Raw genomic sequence first — 20030 nt, 5'->3', positions numbered from 1 at the left:
AACAACATACTCATTTCGTCAAAAAAAGATAAAATCCTTTTTACTCATCTCTCAATTCTTTCTTTAGACTCATAAAAAACAATCTAAATGGCAGAACAAGAATAAGAGCTGCTGCAATATTTAATAAAATTGTCGGTATAAACCGGTCAAGCACAAATCCGTTAAACGTCATAATATCTTTATGAATCAAAGACTGAATGCCGAATACGTAAAATTCGAGCAGACAGACAGCCAGAACTGCTATCAATATCACTACAAATGCGTTTGTATGTAACACTTTAAACGCTTTTGAAGCCAAATAGCATAACCCTGCAAAACCAAACATGTAAACGCCTAATAGACTTGTATAGTTCATGTCATATAGAAAACCAAAAATAAATCCGTAAATCATCGCGTGTTTTTGGTTGATAAAAGCCGACATGAATATCAATACAAGCATCAAAAAACGCGGGGCGAGCACTTGGTCATCTGTAACGAAAGGAAAATGCACCAAATCTGTAAAAATGCTTTCCGCAGAAAAAACAAGCATCATAACGAAAGGGAGAAGGAAACGTTTCACGATCCTTCCTCCTCTGTATCGACAGTCGGCACGTCACGGTTAACAACGATCACATTATTTAAATCTGTAAGGTCAGCCGCAGGTTTTACATAAGCAACCTTTGTCAGTCCATAGGAATCTGACTCGATATCAGTCACTTCACCGATTGTCAGCCCTTCTGGGAAAACACCGCCTGTCCCTGATGTTTCAATAAGATCGCCTTTTTTCACGTCTTGTTTATCCTTACGCTCAATAATTGTCATCTTAAGACGTTTTTTCTCTTTGTCATATCCTTCGATCAAGCCGTAGCCTTTGCTGCCTTTTTTTCCGGAAATTTTTGTCGCGACTCTGTTATTGCGGTCAGTATCGCTTAAAAGCTGAACAGTAGACGTAAAATTGTTAAGTCCGGAGCTTTTGATCTTGCCGATTAATGCGCCTTTTTCGTTTGTAACGGCCATATCTTTCGCTACGTTTTGCTGAGTCCCCTTGTTAATGGTGACCTGTTTGGCCCAATTATCAGGGCTTCTGGCGATGACCGTTGCTAAAATCGGCTTGTAATCTTTAATCGATTTGACATGGCCAAGCTCGTCACGCAAGGATTTGTTTTCTTCTTCAAGCTCTTGAAGCTTGGCTTCATATTGTGTCTGTCCGTCAAGTTTTTCTCTTAGACGCTCGTTTTCTTTGTATGTGTTTTTTAAATCATTGATGTTCTCAAATATTCCTGCAAAAAATTCGGCAGGCGTATGAAAAATATTTTGAAATACTCCCGTCGTATCGCCGATCACTTTCTCAGGCCAGGTGGTATTGCGGCCGCCCTTCAGCGAAAATCCAATCATAGCCACCAATATGATAATACACAGAAGTAATAGCATTAACCGCTTATTCGGCATCGTGTTACACCTCTTCTATTGAACTCCCGATTATCTAGTTTTCCCTTTGAAAAGATGGATGTGCTCCAGTGCTTTCCCTGTTCCGATCGCTACACAATCAAGCGGGTCTTCGGCGATAAGGACCGGCATTTTTGTTTCTTCGCTGATGACTTTGTCTAAATTGCGCAAAAGCGCTCCGCCGCCGGTTAACACTATACCTCTGTCCATGATATCTGCTGCAAGCTCAGGCGGTGTTTTTTCGAGTGTGCTCTTCACTGCTTCGACAATTGTAGATACAGTGTCGCGTAGAGCATTAGAAATCTCTTTTCCTGTAATTTCAATTGTTTTCGGCAGACCTGTGAGCAAATCGCGTCCGCGGATTTCCATGTTGTCGGATTCTTCAGGAGCTTCTGCAGATCCGATTTCCATTTTAATCGCTTCAGCCGTACGGTCACCGATCATCAGGTTGTACGTTTTTCTGATGTAGTTGATAATTGCGTCGTCCATCTCATCACCGGCTACACGGATTGACTGAGACGTTACGATGCCTCCGAGGGAAATAATCGCAACTTCTGTCGTACCGCCCCCGATATCAACAACCATGCTTCCAGTCGGTTCCCAAACTGGCAGATTGGCTCCGATTGCTGCGGCAAAAGGCTCTTCAATCGGATACGCGTCACGCGCTCCCGCCTGTCTTGTCGCATCGATAACAGCGCGTTCTTCAACAGCTGTAATGCCTGATGGGACACATACCATTACATATGGTTTTCTGGCAAACATGCCTTTATTTTTTATGGCTTGATTGATGTAATATTTCATCATCGTCGCCGTTGTTTCATAATCAGCGATAACGCCGTCTTTCATCGGGCGAAGAGCCACCACGTTGCCCGGTGTCCGTCCAATCATATTTTTCGCATCATTTCCGACAGCGACAATCGATTTCGTATCCGTCTGCAAAGCGACAACTGACGGCTCTCTCACAACAATTCCTTTTCCTTTTACAAAAACAAGCGTATTCGCAGTTCCAAGATCTATACCAAGGTCTCTAGCACCAATTCCAAACATATGTATGTATCTTCCTTTCTTAAAGCAAAAATACCCTAAAGGGAAAAACTCATAAACTCTATTATAGCTTAATTCGACGAAAAAAAAAGTGTTACAAATATCCTTTTTCCTTTAAACTCACAAATTTTTTATCCCCGATCACCAAATGGTCAAGCAGCTCGATGCCAATCAGGTTTCCGCATTCAAACAGCCGTCTTGTCACTTCAATATCCTCCCTGCTCGGCGTCGGATCTCCAGAAGGATGATTATGAACACAGATAAAGGAAGCGGCAGATCGTTTAAACGCTTCTTTAAACACCTCTCGCGGGTGGACAATAGATGAATTCAGGCTTCCGATAAATACGGTGCGTTTATGGATGACTTGATTTTTTGTATTTAAGTATAAACAGACAAAATGCTCCTGGGTTAAAAAGCGCATATCCTCCATGACGAGATTAGCGCCGTCTTCCGGGGAGCGAATAACGAAATGTTCTTCGTTGGCTAATTTGTGAATCCGGCTTCCAAGCTCAACTGCAGCCAGTATTTGAATCGCTTTTACCATACCGATTCCCGGGATGCTTGACAGCTCTTCAACCGATGCTTCCTTGAGCAGACGCAGCCCGTCAAATGAGCGCAGCAGCCGGTTTGACAGGTCCAAAACAGATTCGTGTTTAGTCCCTGTCCGCAATAATATAGCCAAAAGTTCATGATTCGCTAAGTTCTCGGCTCCGACTTTCAGGAGCCGTTCTCTTGGCTTTTCTTTGATTGGGAAATCTTTGAGTTTTAATGGCAGATCGTGTATGACCAAGCACTCCTTTTCTTTCCCTTCCCGTTTATAGAACCGTCATGCCCTTATATCAAAATGGCGAAGAGCTCTCATTGTTTTTGATATAGGAAGGCCCATGACTGAATAATAATCTCCGTCTATTTTCTTTACAAAAAGCGCGCCTCTTCCTTGGATGCCGTATGCACCTGCTTTATCCATCGGCTCTTTTGTTTCAATATACGTCCAAATCTCTTCTTCACTGAGGGACCAAAACACAACTTCTGTCTTATCATAAAAAGTCTCGCTGTGATTTTCAGCTTGAATGCTGACCGCGGTTATTACTGAGTGACTTCGGCCTGAAAGCCTCCGCAGCATAGAAGCAGCTTCTTCTTGATCCTGCGGTTTGCCAAGACATTCGCCGTCAAGGCATACCATTGTATCAGCACCGATAACGATTGCATGCGGGTGGAGATCAGCTACAGCCTTAGCTTTTTGTTTTGCCAACCATTGGACGTTTTCTTCTGGTGAAAAGTTTCGATTTAATTTTTCTTCTACTTCACTGACAATAATGGAGTAGGGCAGCTGGAGAAGATCGAGGAGTTCTTTCCTGCGCGGAGATTGTGATGCAAGTATTAGCGGTTTTGTCATGTTCGTCATCCTTTCAGGGTTTGCTTAAGAAAAAAAGATACTCGTTTATCCTACCAAATCACGAGGCTTGTCACAATTTCAGAAAAATAACTTTTTCATGACAAAATAAAAAAAGCCTGTCACTAAAGGACGAAGGCTCAGGGCACTATCTCTTATTTTACGACGGCTAACAGCTCCTGCTGAGCCTTCCACCCGGCTTCAGCACTTGGATCCTCTAATTCCTTTAAAGCCTGCAAAATCGCTTTTTTCTCTCCTGAAGCTTTTGTTTCACCAAGCGACTTTTCTATTTTCTCTACACTCGCTTTTGTAATGTCTTCGCCGAGAATCGCCTTTGCTGCAAGCTCCGCTGTTTCCTTAAAAGAATCTGTCATATCTGACTCTATTGATAAGGAAAGCTCCTTGCCTCCCCAGGCTTCAAAATCACTGTCGATTAAAACCTGTCCTAACTGCTGTGAGACCTCCTTTTCACTTGCTAAGCCTGCAATAACATACGTATACCCGTCATCCTTTGACAGTGACACGGCGGAATATCCTTTTTCGGTCAATTGTTCTGTTAACGTTTCGGCGCCCTTTTCATTTGAAAATTTTCCGGCTTGCACAGCGTATGTTTTGTATGTACCTTCAGTTTGTGCCGCTTGTTTTTCTGCGCCTGAAGTTTGTTTTTCAGTTGAAGTATCCCCTGCTTTTGCCGTTTGGCTGCCTAGAGAATCCTCTAAAGAGGCCGGTGCTGACGCTTCTTTATTCCCCGATATGTTTAACGCGAATAACCCTAATCCAGTGCCAATGACAGCCGCGAAGGCAATCGTCGCGGCCACTCTTTTTACCGGTTTGGCAGCCCCGGTCTTTCCTTTTGCATAAAGCTTTGTTTTTTTCTTTTGAAAAGGAGGAACAACTTTTGGATCCTCTTTAAACACCTTGTCCTCCTCGGAATCCCAATTGAATTCATCTTCATCAGGATGTTCCTGGGATGCCGCAACTTCTTGTTCTGCCTGTCTTTTTTCCTCCCAATTTGAAAATGTCATGCTTTTATCTGCCTCTGTATCTGGTGTCTCTTGTTCGTAAACCGTCTCTTCTTTTCCATTAATCGTCACCTTGAGGGCTTTTTCTGCGGCTTTACTGTTTTTTTTATTCTTTCTTTTTTTCAATTCCGCTTCCTCCCTTCATTTGCTTGACCGTTCTTGTCGGCTTTTCATGCTACACACTTTAGCACAGGCAAAGAAAAAAAGAACAAGACTTTTGTCGCCTTGTCCAAAAAACGTTCGTCAAATTTTTCAGCAGTCAGCCCAATGCCATTTTGATATAAAAAGAAATGATAGAGTCACCGTATAAATAGGCTAAAATGCTCCCTGCGGCTATAGCGGGGGCGAAGGGAAGCGGCTGCCTTTTAGCGAGCCTACCAGTCAGAACAGCTGTCGCTCCATATAATGCACCTATCAAAACTGAAAAGAAAAAGGCAGCTGCCAGCATTTTCACACCAAGCACAAAGCCAATCACCGCAAATAATTTAATATCTCCTCCCCCTACTCCCCCATGGGTGATTGCGGCAATTACAGCCAGAAATAGAAATCCGGCTGCCGCACCTAGCAGGCCTGCATACCAGGAATCAAGCGGAGAAATCAATCTCGCGGCCGCCAAAAAGGGAAGAAAGAAAATCAATATTCGATTTGGAATCAGCATAAAATGAATATCTGTCACTGCAACAATAATGAGAAGAGAGATAAACACCACAGCGGGAAACAGTTCCAGCGATGTGCCAAAGCGTATTCCTGCGGAAGCAAATAAACACGCTGTCACAAGCTCTGCTGCGGGATACATAAAAGAAATCCTATGCCCGCAGCTTTTACATTTACCTTTTTGAAATAGGAATGACAGGATGGGAATTAATTCTGCAGGAGTTAATGTCCGCCGGCAAAACGGGCATGATGAACGGGGCGCAATAATAGATAGATGTAAGGGGATACGGCACCCGGCCGTATAGTAAAAAGAACCAAGGATAAGTCCGAAGATAAAAAGAATGGATAGCATAGACAACACACCTTTACTCATTGAGTTCTGGTATGGATTGTAGCAAAATGGACATCCTGAGCTCCAATTGGGAATATTCAATTTTACACATAAAAAAAACGGCAGAATCTTTTTTTTTGATTCTGCCGGAGCCGGATGCTTTTATTTCAACCTTTTTCGAATGTCAGAAATAAAGTAAAGAGATCCGGTAATCAGCACAATTTCATTTGAGCCCTTTTTGCTTTCTATGAATTTGATCACATCGTCTGGATCTTCACTCCAGCTTTTATTGCTGATTTCACTTGCATCATAGAGATCTTTTGCAAGAGAAGCACGCGGGAAATCAAAAGAAGCAAAATGCATCGCATGAGCAATGGTTTCCAGTCTTTTAATCATGTTCTGATACGGTTTGTCCTTTAACGCGCTAAACACCACAGAAATGCGTGAATTGGCGAAACGCTGCTTCATCGTTTCCGCCAGCTTTTCAACACCTTCTTCGTTATGCGCACCGTCTAAATATACCGGAGGATGCTCCTGAACAAGTTCTAACCGTCCCGGCCAAGCAGCCTTCACAAGCCCGCTCCTTAACGCTTCGTCACTGATATGGGCGATATTCTCCTTATTGAGCCACTCCGCAGCCAAAATGGACAAAGCAGCATTTTGTCTTTGATAGGTGCCAATCAGAGATGTCCGAATATCTTCATAGCATTTCTCTTCCGTTTTGAATGAAAACTGTTCTCCTGCAGGCAGAGCCTCTTCATTGAAAATAACACATGCATCATGCAATGACTGGAACGGCGCAGCATGCCGTTCGGCTTCATGGCGGATGACCTGTAAAGCTTCCGGCTGGGTAACTGCTGTAACGATTGGAATACCTTCTTTAATAATACCAGCCTTTTCTCCTGCAATTTCTTCAATGGTGTTTCCCAAAATGTTCATATGATCGTGTCCGATGCTTGTAATCACAGTTAAGAGCGGTTCAACCACATTAGTAGAATCGAATCTACCGCCCAGACCTGTTTCAAAAATAACAAAATCGACCTTATGAAACTCTGCAAAATATAAAAATGCACAAGCTGTCATAATTTCAAATTCTGTCGGCTGTCCGTATTCCGTTTGATCAAGGGCTTCAACGTGCGGTTTCATTTGATTGACGAGTGCTGTCCATTCCTCATCAGAAATCGGTATCCCGTTTACGCTGATCCGTTCATTAAACGTAATAATATAAGGCGATGTAAATGTTCCAACCGTATATCCGGCTTCCTGCAGCATAGAACGGATAAAAGCGACAGTTGATCCTTTACCGTTTGTTCCTGCGACGTGGAACGCTCGGATTTTTTTTTCAGGATGTCCTAACCGCGCCATCAGCTGTTTCATTCGGCCAAGTCCGGGCTTCACCCCGAATTTCAGCCTCCCGTGAATCCAGCTGCGCGCATCTTGATATGCAGTAAACAATGATAATCCCCTCTTTTATAAGACAAGGCGGTTTCTCTAGAAACCGCCCCGGCTTTTCATTAACCCTTCAGCTCAGCCATTCGTTTTTGAACAGCGTCACGCTTCGCCACATAATCTTTTTCTTTTTCACGTTCTTCATCAATTACGTGTGCAGGCGCTTTTTTCATAAATCCTTCATTTCCAAGTTTCTTTTGGACACGCTCAACTTCTTTTGTCAGTTTATCAAATTCTTTTTGCAGACGGGCAATTTCTTCATCAATATTGATTAAGCCTTCAAGCGGAAGAATAACCTCTGCTCCTGAGACAACGGCCGTCATCGCCTTATCAACAGCCTCAATATCGGTGCCAATTTTAAGCACACTCGGATTCGTAAAGCGTTCAACATATGAACGGTTTGCTTCGAGGCGGGCTGCTATTTCGTCTGTGCTTGTTTTAATGTACAGTTCAACCTGCTTGCTCATTGGCGTATTGACTTCACTGCGGATATTGCGCACAGAACGGATCAGCTCAACAAGAAGCTTCATGTCAGCTGCCGCTTCAGTATCGGTATGCTCCGGCACTACTACAGGCCATTGACTTACTGTAATCGAGTCCCCTTGGTGAGGAAGGTGCTGCCAAATTTCCTCCGTTAAGAATGGCATAAACGGATGGAGCAGACGCATCGTTTGATCAAGTACGTAAGCAAGGATGGAACGGGTAGTTTTCTTAGCCGCTTCGTCTTCTCCATAAAGCGGAAGCTTCGCCATTTCAATATACCAATCACAGAAATCATCCCAAATAAAGTTATATAAATGGCGTCCTACTTCACCAAATTCATATCGATCAGCAAGCTGGGTCACGTGCTCGATCGTTTCATTTAATCGCGTTAAAATCCACTTGTCAGCGACTGACTTTTCGCCTGACAGATCAAGCTCATCGTACGTCATGCCATCCATATTCATTAATGCAAAACGGGAAGCGTTCCAAATTTTATTGGCAAAATTCCAGGTTGATTCCACTTTTTCATAGCTGAAGCGCAGATCCTGGCCAGGAGAGCTTCCAGTCGCAAGGAAATAACGCAGAGAATCGGCTCCGTACTTGTCAATCACATCCATCGGGTCGACACCGTTGCCAAGAGATTTACTCATTTTCCGGCCTTGCTCGTCACGGATTAAGCCGTGGATTAAAACATCTTTGAACGGGCGCTCGCCTGTAAATTCAATGCCTTGGAAAATCATGCGTGATACCCAGAAGAAAATGATATCGTACCCTGTCACGAGAACATCTGTCGGATAGTAGCGTTTAAAGTCTTCAGCCGTTACATCAGGCCAGCCCATTGTGGAGAAAGGCCATAGCGCAGAACTGAACCATGTATCCAGTACGTCTGTATCCTGTTCCCAATTTTCGCTGTCTTCCGGCGCTTCAAGCCCGACATATAGCTCGCCTGTTTCTCTATGATACCAGGCAGGAATACGATGGCCCCACCACAATTGACGGGAGATACACCAGTCGCGGATGTTTTCCATCCAGTGTAAATACGTTTTTTCGAAACGGTCAGGCACAAAGTTGACCTTTTCTTCTTTCTTTTGCAGCTCAATCGCTGCATCAGCAAGCGGCTGCATGCGCACAAACCATTGTGTAGAAAGATAAGGCTCCACAACAGCCCCGCTTCGTTCACTATGGCCGACAGAGTGCATATGATCCTCGATCTTGAAGAGAACTCCCGCCTCCTGTAAATCTTTCACGAGCTTTTTGCGGCATTCAAAACGATCCATACCTTGATATTGGAGCGCATTTTCATTCATCGTGCCATCTTCATTCATGACAAGGATGCGTTCTAAATTGTGGCGGTTGCCAAGCTCGAAGTCGTTCGGATCATGAGCAGGCGTAATTTTCACGGCACCTGAACCAAATTCCATATCAACATAGTCATCACCGACAATCGGAATTTCACGATTTACAATCGGCAGGATCACCGTTTTTCCGATAAGGTGTTTATAGCGCTCGTCTTCAGGGTGAACGGCAACAGCTGTATCACCGAGCATTGTTTCAGGACGTGTCGTCGCAATTTCAATTGAGCCTGAACCGTCAGCAAGCGGATAGCTCATATGATAGAATGCGCCTTGAACATCCTTGTAAATCACCTCAATGTCGGATAGGGCTGTTTTTGTCGCTGGGTCCCAGTTAATAATATATTCGCCTCTGTAGATCAGGCCTTTTTCATAAAGCTTAACGAATACTTCCCTTACCGCTTTGCTCAAGCCTTCATCCAGCGTAAAACGTTCACGGGAATAATCTAGGCCAAGACCTAATTTCGCCCACTGGCTGCGAATAAAGTCAGCATATTCTTCCTTCCACTTCCACGTTTCTTCGAGGAATTTTTCACGGCCTAAATCGTAGCGGGATTTGCCTTCTTCACGAAGTTTCGCCTCCACTTTAGCCTGTGTCGCGATGCCGGCGTGGTCCATGCCAGGAAGCCACAGCACATCATAGCCCTGCATGCGTTTCATTCTTGTTACAATGTCTTGCAGCGTTGTGTCCCATGCGTGGCCAAGGTGAAGTCTCCCTGTTACGTTTGGCGGCGGGATGACAACAGAGTATGGCTCTTTTGTCTGGTCACTGCCCGCTTCAAAAAATTTGCCTTTTAGCCAAAAATCATATCGGTCTTTTTCAACCGCTGCCGGATCATATTTCGTCGGCATTGTTTGTTCATTCGTTTCCATCATAACCCTCCAGCATGTTTAAAAATGGCTGAGAACGAAAAAAGAGCTCTTCATCCCTGTAAAAGGACGAAAAGCTCTTTCGCGGTACCACCTTTTTTCATGAACTCAATCAGTTCATGCACTTATAACGGATAACGGGTGTTTCCCGAATTTCTCTACTCTTCTTTCAAGAAATTATGCTCCCGGGCGACCTTCCAATCAGACAACATAAGAAGCCTTTCAGCAAACGGCTTCTCTCTCTGCATGCGCCTTTTTTGTACTCTTCCCGTTCTAAGCAGGTGTATTTATCAGCTCATTGTATACATTATTTATGTTCTTTATTATAGTAAAAGTGTTTTTGATTCGTCAATCATCTTTTCCAAAAACACCGCTTTCTATACAGATGGGCAGGCACCTATTGCCCAAGTTTACATATGATGCTTGTAAATGCGTAGAGGAGGATGCACCGTGAAGAAACGTTTCAGCTCTTATTCGCTGCCGCCATGGGTAAGGCAAATTCGGCTTGTATCCGCACAAGTGATTATTCCCATTACGATTTTTCAAGGAATCAGAACCATTTTCTTTCCGACAACCTTTGATGTTTTGCTGCTCGCAATCCTAATCTTTTTAGCTTGCGCCCTTCATTTAGAATGGATATAAACAAACAAGTCCGCGCCATTAAGACGTGGACTCGTTTTCAGCCTGAAATTTTTTCTCTTGTTCAATCTGATGAATTTTCATCACAAACGGCTCTATGTTTTTCATTTGCCAATAAGCCTTTAATAATTGTGTACATTCCTCTTTTTCATGCTGTCTTTTCCCAGTTTGATAACCGTTCAGCACCTTGTACATGGCTGCCGGATATGCCATATAGCTGAGAAAAAGACTGACTTCCGCTTCACGCAAAGGGAATGATTTCGTATATCCATAAAACCATTCGACGCATTCCGGACAAGCTTTCGGAAAGCCTCTGAACATTTTTGTATAAAAGCCGAGCAGGTCGTTTTGCGGAGGACCGACAGATGCTCTTTCGAAGTTTGTAAAATATCCGGTCCCAGCATCATTATACAGAAAATGGTGTATAGACAGGCTGCCGTGGTTCATTACAACCCTTGAAACGTCCTTTTCCTTTGCGGACTCATACCAGTCCTCCAGCCGTTCCAGCGCAAAGTTCACCGCGGAAATGGTTTCAGAAAAATAGGTTATGGCCTGGAGTTCAAAGGGAGAAAGGTACCATTCCTTCTCCGCTCTATCCACAAACTGCTCATAGAAAATTTTATCTTGTTCCCACTTTTTTTTCGTTTGCCCGTAATAACGTTCAATCTCATCACGTCTAACCTTTAGTTCCTGTGCAGTTCTCTCGTGAAGACGGGCTGTTTCTCTAAATAAATAAACATGTTTTTGATCCCGTTCTTCCTCTTGGTCAAATTGGAGCCAAGGCATTAAATAGTAGGTATCTCCGTATTGTATGCCTGCTGAGAAAAACTCACCGCTATTTGTTCTGTAAACGGGAACGAATGAACGAAAGCCTTTTTCCTCAATCGCCACCATATGATCCGTAAAATGCTTGCCGCGACCTTCTTTCAATTTTTTCAGGGCAAATATGCCGTAGTCTGTATACACTTTCCAAACAAGAGGACTGACAGGCTCAATAAATTGAGCAGTCAGTCCGTATTCCTGAAGAACCGATTGGGTATCTTCCATTTCATTCACCACATTTTCCGATCGCTTACGGTTTACGCATGGCTATTTTTATATTGAGGAATATAGAGAATCTGTCCTGCTTTTAATTCATCATCCAAGGCTAAAGAATTCATCCTGATCAGCTGCTGGGATGTAATTTCATACCGTTCGCATAAACGCTCGATCGTATCTTCCTGCTGCACAATACAAATTTTCATTCTCGAAAACTCATCCGCTTCTTTTGTAAAGAGTTTTGTTAAATAAAGAGAATTATCACTTTCCTTTGTTTGAGGTTCCTTCGTTTCAGCAGCAGGAGCAACCCTAGGAACAGCATCCGTTTCCTTCCTTTCAGTCTCAGAAGATTCAGGCAGCTGGAAGGATTGAAAAGGTGTTTCTTCCTTAGGCTCTTCAGGTGATGGTGTTTTTCTCACTTCAATTTCGAAGCTCTCTTCCTCTTGTTCTTCCTCCTCCAGCAGCTTAGGCGCTGAATAAAAAGAATCCTCCTCTTCTTGTTCAGACAGGAAGGTACGGTATGCCGGTTCAGGCAATTCTTCTTGAGATGCCTCCTCCGAGCTTGTTTTTTGATTGAAATGGAAATGTAAATCGGCTTTGTCATTCTCCACATATACAGCTGAAGCTGTGTCTCTGCTATCTTCTATGGAGAGAGCGGCCTCTGATACACTCTCCAAAGCTTCATCCGCTTCCGCCTCTTCTTGGCAAAGTGCAGGATCAGCCTGATCCGATTGAGCTGCTTCTTCATTTTGAGCCTCTTGGCGCAGCGCATATTCATGATTAGGAGACACTGTTGTTTCCTCTTTTTCCTTTGCAATCACAGTCTCTGAATGAAGCTCAGCTTCCAAAGCAGGCGATTCTTCTGCTCCAACGTGTTCACGAAGCTCAGTCTCCGCTGGAGAGTCTGCTTCTTCACGAACATCCGCTATTGCAGCTGCCGGCTCTGCCGTTTCTTTTTTTGCTTTAACGATCTCTTGAATCTCTATTTCTGAAGGATCAGGTTCTGGCTCAGATTCTTCTGTTTCCGATTCAGCACGAACCTCCGTTTCCGGCACAGCAAGCTCTTCTGACTCTTCTTCCTCTTTCACATCTTCTCTTGCCTCTGGTTCTGAAGCAACCGATTCAGGCGGCTCAGATTCTGCTTTTTCTGTCTCCAGTTCTTCACGGAGCCCCGCTTTCGAGATAAAAAGTTCTGGCGGTTCGGCTGGCGGTTCATGCTGAAGAACTGCTTCCTCTGCCGATGATGCACCCGGTTCTTCTACTACACTATGTGCCGGCGGCTCTGAAAGCTCTTCCTCCCTGAATGCCGCAGGAGCTTCATATAAAGGTATCTCCGGCTCTTTGTCTTGCGTATCATCCAAAAGCCCTTCAATCGCTAAATCAGCTTGAATTGTTAAAATGCGCGAATCCGTCAATTGATAGTCAAATGCGTCAATAAAGACGAAGACATCCTGTAAATGGCTCACTTTATTTTTCGGAATGGTAATATCCACAGGAAAACAGTGAGTCAGTTCCGCACTTCCATCCTCTCTCTTTCTGACTTGTTCAACAAACCGCTTATCTGTATAAATCTCTTCGGTATGTTTGTTTTGATCTATGTTGTACTCACCTGTAAGTTCAAGCGATCCTATGATTGATACATAATCATTTACTTCCTGAACCCTAATATCAGGATCTAATGAAATAGAAAGCAGTTCAGAAACTTCCTGTCCTTTTTGGAAACAGATCGATTCTTCTACAGAAAATTGCAATCGATGATTTTGCGGCAAGTTCATATCCTCCTTTCATCTAATCCTTAAAATTAGATGTCACTAAAGGTGTATGTATGAACTGGAGAAAATATGAGTGGGAGAGCACGAAAAAACCGGCACAAGGAGTCCTTGATACCGGTTTTCACTCTTATCTGCGGCTGATCTCAGCAAATACTTTCTCAGCTGCCTGGATTGTGTTTTCAATATCTTCATCAGTATGGGCCGTTGAGAGGAAAAGACCTTCGAATTGTGATGGCGGAAGGAATACCCCTTCATTTGCCATCCCTTTATAATAGCTTGCGAACAGCTTCAAATCAGATGATTTCGCTGTTTCATAATTGATGACTGGTTCGCTTGTAAAGAAGAAACCGATCATCGAACCTGCACGGTTAAAGGTATGCGGAATGCCATGAGCCTCGGCGGCTTTTGAAATTCCTTCTTCCAGTCTGTCGCCTTTTTTGATGAAATTCTTGTAGGAATCAGGTGTCAGCTGTTTCAATGTCTCTAAGCCAGCCGTCATCGCAAGCGGGTTGCCTGACAATGTACCAGCTTGATAGATCGGGCCGCTTGGAGCGATCTGCTCCATGATTTCTGCCTTTCCGCCATAAGCGCCGACAGGAAGTCCGCCCCCGATTACTTTTCCTAAACAAGTCAGATCAGGCGTTACGCCGAAGTAGCCTTGAGCGCAGTTATAATCGACCCGGAAGCCAGTCATCACTTCATCAAAAATCAGCAGGGAGCCGTACTGCTCAGTGATATCACGCAGACCCTGCAGGAAACCTTCTTGCGGCGGAACAACACCCATATTTCCGGCAACTGGCTCTACAATGACTCCCGCAATGTCTTCACCGAATTGCTGGAAAGCAAGCTTTACACTTTCTAAATCATTGTACGGAACGGTGATGGTGTTTTTCGCAATGCCTTCAGGCACCCCCGGGCTGTCAGGCAGACCGAGAGTGGCAACACCTGAACCAGCTTTAATCAAGAGAGAATCGCCGTGTCCGTGGTAGCAGCCCTCAAATTTTAAAATCTTGTTGCGGCCCGTATAGCCCCTTGCCAAACGGAGGGCACTCATTGTAGCCTCTGTTCCGGAGCTTACCATTCGTACAATTTCTACAGATGGCACACGATCAATGACGAGCTTAGCCAGTTCATTTTCTACTTCAGTCGGAGCACCGAAGCTTGTCCCGTATTCAGCCACTTTTTTGAGGCTTTCTACGACGCGGTCATTTGTATGCCCTAAAATTAAAGGCCCCCATGACAAGACGTAGTCAATATATTCATTCCCGTCAATATCAAAGATTTTCGAGCCTTTTCCGCGCTCCATAAAAATCGGGTCCATGTCTACCGATTTAAATGCGCGAACGGGACTGTTCACACCGCCCGGCATGAGTTTTTGCGCTTCTTTAAAAGCCGTTTTTGATTTTTCATAGCTTCTCATCTGCCTCAACTCCTGTCAACTGAATAAAATTACTCCGCAAGCCATTTCGCTGCGTCTTTCGCATGATACGTAATAATCAGGTCGGCACCCGCGCGCTTCATGCTTGTCAAAATTTCCAACACAATTTCTTTTTCTTTGATCCAGCCGTTCTGCGCTGCAGCCTTCACCATTGAATACTCTCCGCTTACATTATAAGCGACGAGCGGCAAAGTAAACTCATTTTTTACGTCACGCATGATATCCATATAAGAAAGCGAAGGTTTGACAATCAAAAAGTCCGCGCCTTCCTCGACATCTGATTGTGCTTCGCGGAGTGCCTCCATACGGTTGGCAGGGTCCATCTGATATGTTTTGCGGTCTCCGAATTGCGGTGTGCTGTTTGCTGCATCACGGAACGGACCGTAAAACTCGCTAGAATATTTCACAGCGTAAGACATGATGGGAATATTGACGAATCCTTCTTTATCAAGTGCTTCTCTGATCATTGTAACAAATCCGTCCATCATGTTTGATGGCGCAATGATATCCGCACCTGCTTTCGCTTGGCTGACAGCTGTCTGCGCCAAAAGCTCCAGCGATTCATCATTGAGGATGACCCCGTCTTTGACAAGTCCGCAATGGCCGTGGTCTGTATATTCGCACAGGCACGTGTCAGCGACAACAACCATTTCAGGGAAGTGTTCTTTAATTTCTGTGATGGCTTTTTGGACAATTCCGTGATCATGGTACGCTTGTGTTCCGCAATCATCTTTTTCTTCCGGGATGCCGAACACGATAACAGATTGAATGCCCAGTTTGACCAGCTCCGCTACTTCATCCTTCAATAAATCTAATGATACATGGTAAACATCAGGCATTGACGGAACAGCTTTTTTGCCTTCCAGCCCTTCAACGACAAAAATCGGATAAATAAAATCTGATGGATGCAAACGTGTTTCCTTTACCATTTCTCTCATTGCTTTTGATGTCCGCAGGCGGCGGTGTCTATTAAATGATTGACTCATATTCTCTCTTCCTCTCTTGACATGCTGCACATTAATTCAAGCATGCCATCTATTGTAAATGTATCAGGCGTATGCGATGTGATGCCGTACGTCAGAAGGGCATCATTTGTTAAAGGCCCAATGCTGATACAGGCCGTCCCATTCGCCTTCCACTTTTTTAATTCTTCTCCCAAGACATGCATAAACGTATGTACGGTTGATGAACTCGTAAATGTTACATAGTCAAAGGAATATTGACCCGCAGCGTCTTTCAGTGCCTCAATGCCTTCTTCATCCGGAATCGTTTCGTAGAGAACCCATTCCTTTACTTCAAAACCGAGCGGGACAAGCTCTTGTTTTATCACATCACGTGACAAATTCCCTTTCATCACGGTAATGGGCTCCCCCGGTTCAGCATGTTGCTTAAGAGCGTCAGCCAATTGTTCAGCAATATACTCCTGTGGCATCACATCAACCGATACGTTATGCGTTTTTAAACGGCGGGCGGTTTTTTCACCGACGGCTGCAATTTTTTTATGTGCAGGGAGAATAAGCTGATTTTCCTTCAGATAAGAAAAAAAGAAGTCTGCCCCGTTCACACTTGTAAAAACAAGCCAGCCTGGCGCGGCAAGATCCTCTCTTACCTGTTCCGCAACATCATTCGGCAAAGCGCGGCGAAACGTAATCAAAGAGGTTAAAACCGCTTTACCGCCAAGCGCCTCCACTTTTTGCTGAAATGATGTTGCCTGTGCCTTATTCCGGGTGACAAGCACTGTTTTTCCTTTCAACGGAAAATCATTTTCCATCCTCATCAAGCTCCCGTTTTACACGATCAATTAAATCTTTTGCTCCTTTGTCAGCCATAAGAGCGGCACAGCGCTTTCCTACTTCCTCCGGATCGTTTCCGGTGACGGTTTCTTTAAAAATGATTTTGCCGTCAGGTGAAGCGACAAGACCTGTCATTTCAATTTCATCCTGTCCATTTAACACGGAGTAGCCTGCGATCGGAACCTGGCAGCCGCCCTCCATCGCGTTTAAAAAAGCACGTTCCGCTAAGACAGTCCGTTTTGTATATTCATCTGTAAACTGAGAAAACAACGCCAACAGCTCTTCATCCGATTCTCGGCACTCAATCGCCAGTGCTCCCTGCCCCACAGCAGGCAAACAGCGCTCAGGCTCAAGGAATTCGGTTACGACATCTTGCTTCCACCCCATTCTAGAAAGTCCGGCAGCCGCTAAAATAATCGCGTCATAATCCTCTGTTTCCAGCTTTTGAAGTCTTGTATCTATATTACCTCTAATCCATTTAATTGTAAGGTCAGGGCGCTCAATCAAAAGCTGTGCGCTTCTTCTTAAACTGCTTGTGCCAATGACAGCACCTTCCTTCATTTCTGAAAGCTTTACGCGATTCTTTGAAATAAGGGCATCACGCGGGTCCTCCCGTTCAGGAATACAGCCGATCACAAGGCCTTCAGGCAAAACAGCAGGCATGTCCTTCATGCTGTGCACCGCCATATCAATCTCTTCGTTTAAAAGCGCCTGTTCAATTTCTTTGACAAAAAGCCCTTTTCCACCCACTTTTGAGAGTGTAACATCGACAATCCGGTCGCCCTTTGTCACGATCTCTTTAATTTCAAAAGCAAACGAAGGATTGATTTCCTTCAGTTTTTGAATAACCCATTTTGTTTGAGTCATAGCGAGTTTGCTTCGTCTGGAACCTACTTTAATCGTTCTCATCATTTCTTTCCTCCCGAATCTGCTTGGGACATCGTTTAACTGAACCAATGGAATTGCGACAGGCTTCCAAGCAGGAAATAATTGATCATCAGCACCAGAAAACAAGCCGTATTCCACAGTGCAGCGACCTTTCCTTGCAGCTCTTTAATCAGCCTGATATAAAGATAATAGCTGTACAGCAGCAGGACGACAAACGAACCAAGCACTTTGGCGTCAAACCAATACAGCGTTTCTAGTGAGACATATGCCCATATGACGCCGAGAATCAAACTCAGCAGCAGCATCGGAACCCCGATGACATTTAAAACATACGCCATATAATCAAGCTTAGATAAATCTTCTATTCTCAACAGCCATTTTCCCCACTTTTTCTTTTTCAGCAGATGATATTGAAACATATATAGCACAGAAAAAACGAAAGAAAGGGAAAAAGCGCCGTATGAAAGAATCGCCATTGTAATATGAATCACCAAAAGCTCGGATACAAGCTGCCCGGAAAAAGCAGCTGACTGCTGCTCTGTCGGTGAAAATGTGTGAATGGCGATCATAGAAAATCCTATAACATTTGTAAAAAACACGATAAAGTCAACACGTAAAAGCTTTGTCAGTACAAGTGACAGCGTGACAAGCACCCAGGCATAAAAATAAAGCGCCTCTGTCACATTTAATACCGGAAACCGCCCCGTCACCCACATAAAATAGGCCAAATACACGGTTTGCAGAGTCCAGACAATAGAAAGCAACCAGAAGGCCATTTTTCCAGCCTTCCGGTTGTGTTGAAGAAAATCTATAAAATAAAAGAGTACACTTAACGCGTAAATGACGATTGTCCCCTCATTAAGTCTTGCCATTGCAGTATCAATCATTCAGCTTTCACTCACTTACAAGTGGGCTAAAGCCCGCTTTTGATTCAGCCTTCTTAAAAGAGTGGACCTTTTGGCTGCTTTCAACGGTTTTCATCATTTGACGGCCCGCAGCTTCTTCAATATCAAAAATCTGCATAAACAACGCGAGCTTTTCTTCCGAATCAGCATCTGCCGCAAGCTCTTTCACCTTTAAAATCGGATCACGAAGCATTTGGTTAATAATACTTTTGGTGTGTTTGTTCAACAGTTTTTTCTCTCTTGTGCTTAAGTGAGGCAGCTTACGCTCAATGCTGTCCATCGTTTCTGACTGGATGGCAAGCGCCTTTTCGCGCAATGCAGAAATAACCGGCACAACACCAAGTGTATTCATCCATTGTTTAAATTCCACAATGGTTTCTTCAATTAACAGTTCAACTTTTTCAGCTGTTTCTCTCCGCTCTTTCATGTTCGCTTCTACAATGCCTTCCAGATCGTCGATATCATAAAGAAAAACACCTTCAAGATCATTCAGCGCCGGATCAAGATCTCTAGGCACGGCAATGTCGACCATAAACAGCGGACGTCCCTTGCGAAGCTTATTCGCGTTTTCCATCATCTCTTTGGACACGACAAATTCACTTGCACCGGTTGAACTGATTAAAATATCAGCCTCCGCAAGCGCACTTTCAAGCTGATTCAAGCTTCTCGCTTCACCTGAGAAACGGTCTGCAAGCTCCTTCGCTTTCAAGTATGTTCGGTTAATGACAGTGACCTTGCCGATTCCCTGTCCGTGCAGGTTTTCCGCAGCAAGCTCGCCCATTTTTCCCGCACCGAGAATCAATATGTGCTTGCTTGAAAGATTTCCGAAGATTTTTTTGGCAAGTTCAACTGCAGCATAGCTTACTGACACCGCATTTGAGCCAATGTCTGTTTCGGCGTGAGTCCGTTTGCCCACTGTAACCGCCTGCTTAAACAGCTCATTAAAAATAGTCCCGATCGTTTTTTCTTGCTGAGCTGTTTTAAAGCTGTCGCGTACCTGTCCGAGAATCTGCGTTTCGCCAATCACCATAGAGTCAAGTCCGCAGGCTACACGGAATAAATGCTCAACAGCGGCATCGCTCTCATAAAACGTTAAGAACGGTGACAGCTCTTCTTTGCTTAATTGAAACCAATCAGCTAAAAACTTTTTTATATAATAACGGCCGGTATGGAGCTGGTCGACTACCGCATAAATTTCAGTGCGGTTGCAGGTTGAGACAATGATGTTTTCAAGAATGCTTTTCTCTTCTTTCAGCTGCACCATTGCTTCTGCCAGCTCATTCGGCTGAAAACTTACTTTTTCACGTATCTCAATAGGGGCGGATTTATAATCTACTCCCACAACAAGTATATGCATCGCTCTAATTACACCCCCAACACCCAATCTTAATTTATAATCATTCTAACATAGAACTCATTATTTATAATAATTATAACATAGTTTCTTTCACAAAATGTGAACAGATTTTAAAATTCTTATGCTATATTAGAAAAAGCTTCAGGGAAAAGAAGCATTCCTATTGACAATACCAAA

The 20030-nt window shown here is 44.0% G+C and carries 18 protein-coding genes and 1 other annotated feature; of the genes, 1 reads left to right on the top strand and 17 read right to left on the bottom strand.

Features of this window, described 5'->3' with window-relative positions:
• Positions 1-40: 40 nt before the first annotated feature.
• The 9 genes from mreD to valS form a co-directional block, all read right to left on the bottom strand.
• Positions 41-559, bottom strand: a complete 519-nt coding sequence (mreD, locus tag SB658_RS01485) for a rod shape-determining protein MreD (protein WP_004398811.1) — start codon at positions 557-559, stop codon at positions 41-43.
• A complete protein-coding gene (mreC, locus tag SB658_RS01480) occupies positions 556-1428 on the bottom strand; it encodes a rod shape-determining protein MreC (RefSeq protein WP_003222609.1) in 873 nt (290 codons plus the stop codon). Before mreC ends, mreD begins: the two co-directional genes overlap by 4 nt.
• Positions 1429-1458: 30 nt before the next feature.
• Complete coding sequence (gene mreB, locus SB658_RS01475; protein ID WP_003229650.1) at positions 1459-2472, bottom strand: cell shape-determining protein MreB; 1014 nt, start codon at positions 2470-2472, stop codon at positions 1459-1461.
• A gap of 91 nt (positions 2473-2563) precedes the next feature.
• A complete protein-coding gene (radC, locus tag SB658_RS01470; protein ID WP_014480455.1) occupies positions 2564-3259 on the bottom strand; it encodes a RadC family protein in 696 nt (231 codons plus the stop codon).
• Between the two features lie 36 nt (positions 3260-3295).
• A complete protein-coding gene (locus tag SB658_RS01465; protein ID WP_024572904.1) occupies positions 3296-3865 on the bottom strand; it encodes a Maf family nucleotide pyrophosphatase in 570 nt (189 codons plus the stop codon).
• Positions 3866-4017: 152 nt separating this feature from the next.
• On the bottom strand, positions 4018-5010 hold the full coding sequence (spoIIB, locus tag SB658_RS01460; RefSeq protein ID WP_144500661.1) for a stage II sporulation protein SpoIIB: 993 nt from the start codon (positions 5008-5010) through the stop codon (positions 4018-4020).
• 133 nt (positions 5011-5143) lie between these two features.
• Positions 5144-5890, bottom strand: coding sequence for a prepilin peptidase (locus tag SB658_RS01455; protein ID WP_144500660.1), 747 nt, complete (start codon positions 5888-5890; stop codon positions 5144-5146).
• Between the two features lie 141 nt (positions 5891-6031).
• Entirely contained in the window at positions 6032-7324 is a 1293-nt protein-coding gene (locus SB658_RS01450; protein ID WP_029727116.1) for a bifunctional folylpolyglutamate synthase/dihydrofolate synthase, read from the bottom strand.
• A 59-nt stretch (positions 7325-7383) separates the two neighbouring features.
• Positions 7384-10026 (bottom strand): valine--tRNA ligase, encoded by a 2643-nt coding sequence (gene valS / locus SB658_RS01445; RefSeq protein WP_029727115.1) that lies wholly within the window; start codon positions 10024-10026, stop codon positions 7384-7386.
• Positions 10027-10085: 59 nt separating this feature from the next.
• Positions 10086-10308 (bottom strand) — a binding site (T-box leader).
• A 165-nt stretch (positions 10309-10473) separates the two neighbouring features.
• Between valS and SB658_RS01440 the strand changes: the two genes are divergently transcribed.
• Complete coding sequence (locus tag SB658_RS01440; protein WP_003222590.1) at positions 10474-10665, top strand: hypothetical protein; 192 nt, start codon at positions 10474-10476, stop codon at positions 10663-10665.
• 18 nt (positions 10666-10683) lie between these two features.
• Here SB658_RS01440 and cotN read toward each other — a convergent pair whose 3' ends face one another.
• The 8 genes from cotN to hemA all read right to left on the bottom strand — a co-directional run bounded on the left by cotN (position 10684) and on the right by hemA (position 19853).
• Positions 10684-11709 (bottom strand): spore coat protein CotN, encoded by a 1026-nt coding sequence (cotN, locus tag SB658_RS01435; RefSeq protein WP_029727114.1) that lies wholly within the window; start codon positions 11707-11709, stop codon positions 10684-10686.
• Positions 11710-11741: 32 nt separating this feature from the next.
• Positions 11742-13469 carry a spore coat morphogenetic protein SpoVID gene (spoVID, locus tag SB658_RS01430; RefSeq protein WP_144500659.1) on the bottom strand — a complete coding sequence of 576 codons (1728 nt, stop codon included), beginning with the start codon at positions 13467-13469 and terminating at the stop codon, positions 11742-11744.
• Between the two features lie 130 nt (positions 13470-13599).
• A complete protein-coding gene (gene hemL, locus SB658_RS01425; protein WP_144500658.1) occupies positions 13600-14892 on the bottom strand; it encodes a glutamate-1-semialdehyde 2,1-aminomutase in 1293 nt (430 codons plus the stop codon).
• A gap of 29 nt (positions 14893-14921) precedes the next feature.
• Positions 14922-15896 carry a porphobilinogen synthase gene (gene hemB, locus SB658_RS01420; protein WP_029318190.1) on the bottom strand — a complete coding sequence of 325 codons (975 nt, stop codon included), beginning with the start codon at positions 15894-15896 and terminating at the stop codon, positions 14922-14924.
• Positions 15893-16681, bottom strand: a complete 789-nt coding sequence (gene hemD, locus SB658_RS01415; protein WP_014477560.1) for a uroporphyrinogen-III synthase — start codon at positions 16679-16681, stop codon at positions 15893-15895. Before hemD ends, hemB begins: the two co-directional genes overlap by 4 nt.
• Positions 16671-17615, bottom strand: coding sequence for a hydroxymethylbilane synthase (hemC, locus tag SB658_RS01410; protein ID WP_015251536.1), 945 nt, complete (start codon positions 17613-17615; stop codon positions 16671-16673). Before hemC ends, hemD begins: the two co-directional genes overlap by 11 nt.
• 32 nt (positions 17616-17647) lie before the next feature.
• Positions 17648-18478, bottom strand: a complete 831-nt coding sequence (locus SB658_RS01405) for a cytochrome c biogenesis protein (RefSeq protein WP_003222575.1) — start codon at positions 18476-18478, stop codon at positions 17648-17650.
• A 7-nt stretch (positions 18479-18485) separates the two neighbouring features.
• Complete coding sequence (gene hemA / locus SB658_RS01400) at positions 18486-19853, bottom strand: glutamyl-tRNA reductase (RefSeq protein WP_004399038.1); 1368 nt, start codon at positions 19851-19853, stop codon at positions 18486-18488.
• Between the last annotated feature and the right edge of the window lie 177 nt (positions 19854-20030).

It is taken from the genome of Bacillus sp. SIMBA_008, assembly GCF_046535495.1.
GTDB lineage: Bacteria > Bacillota > Bacilli > Bacillales > Bacillaceae > Bacillus > Bacillus subtilis.
Note: the sequence above shows the minus strand (reverse complement) of the source record. Positions and strands in the feature narration are given on the sequence as shown.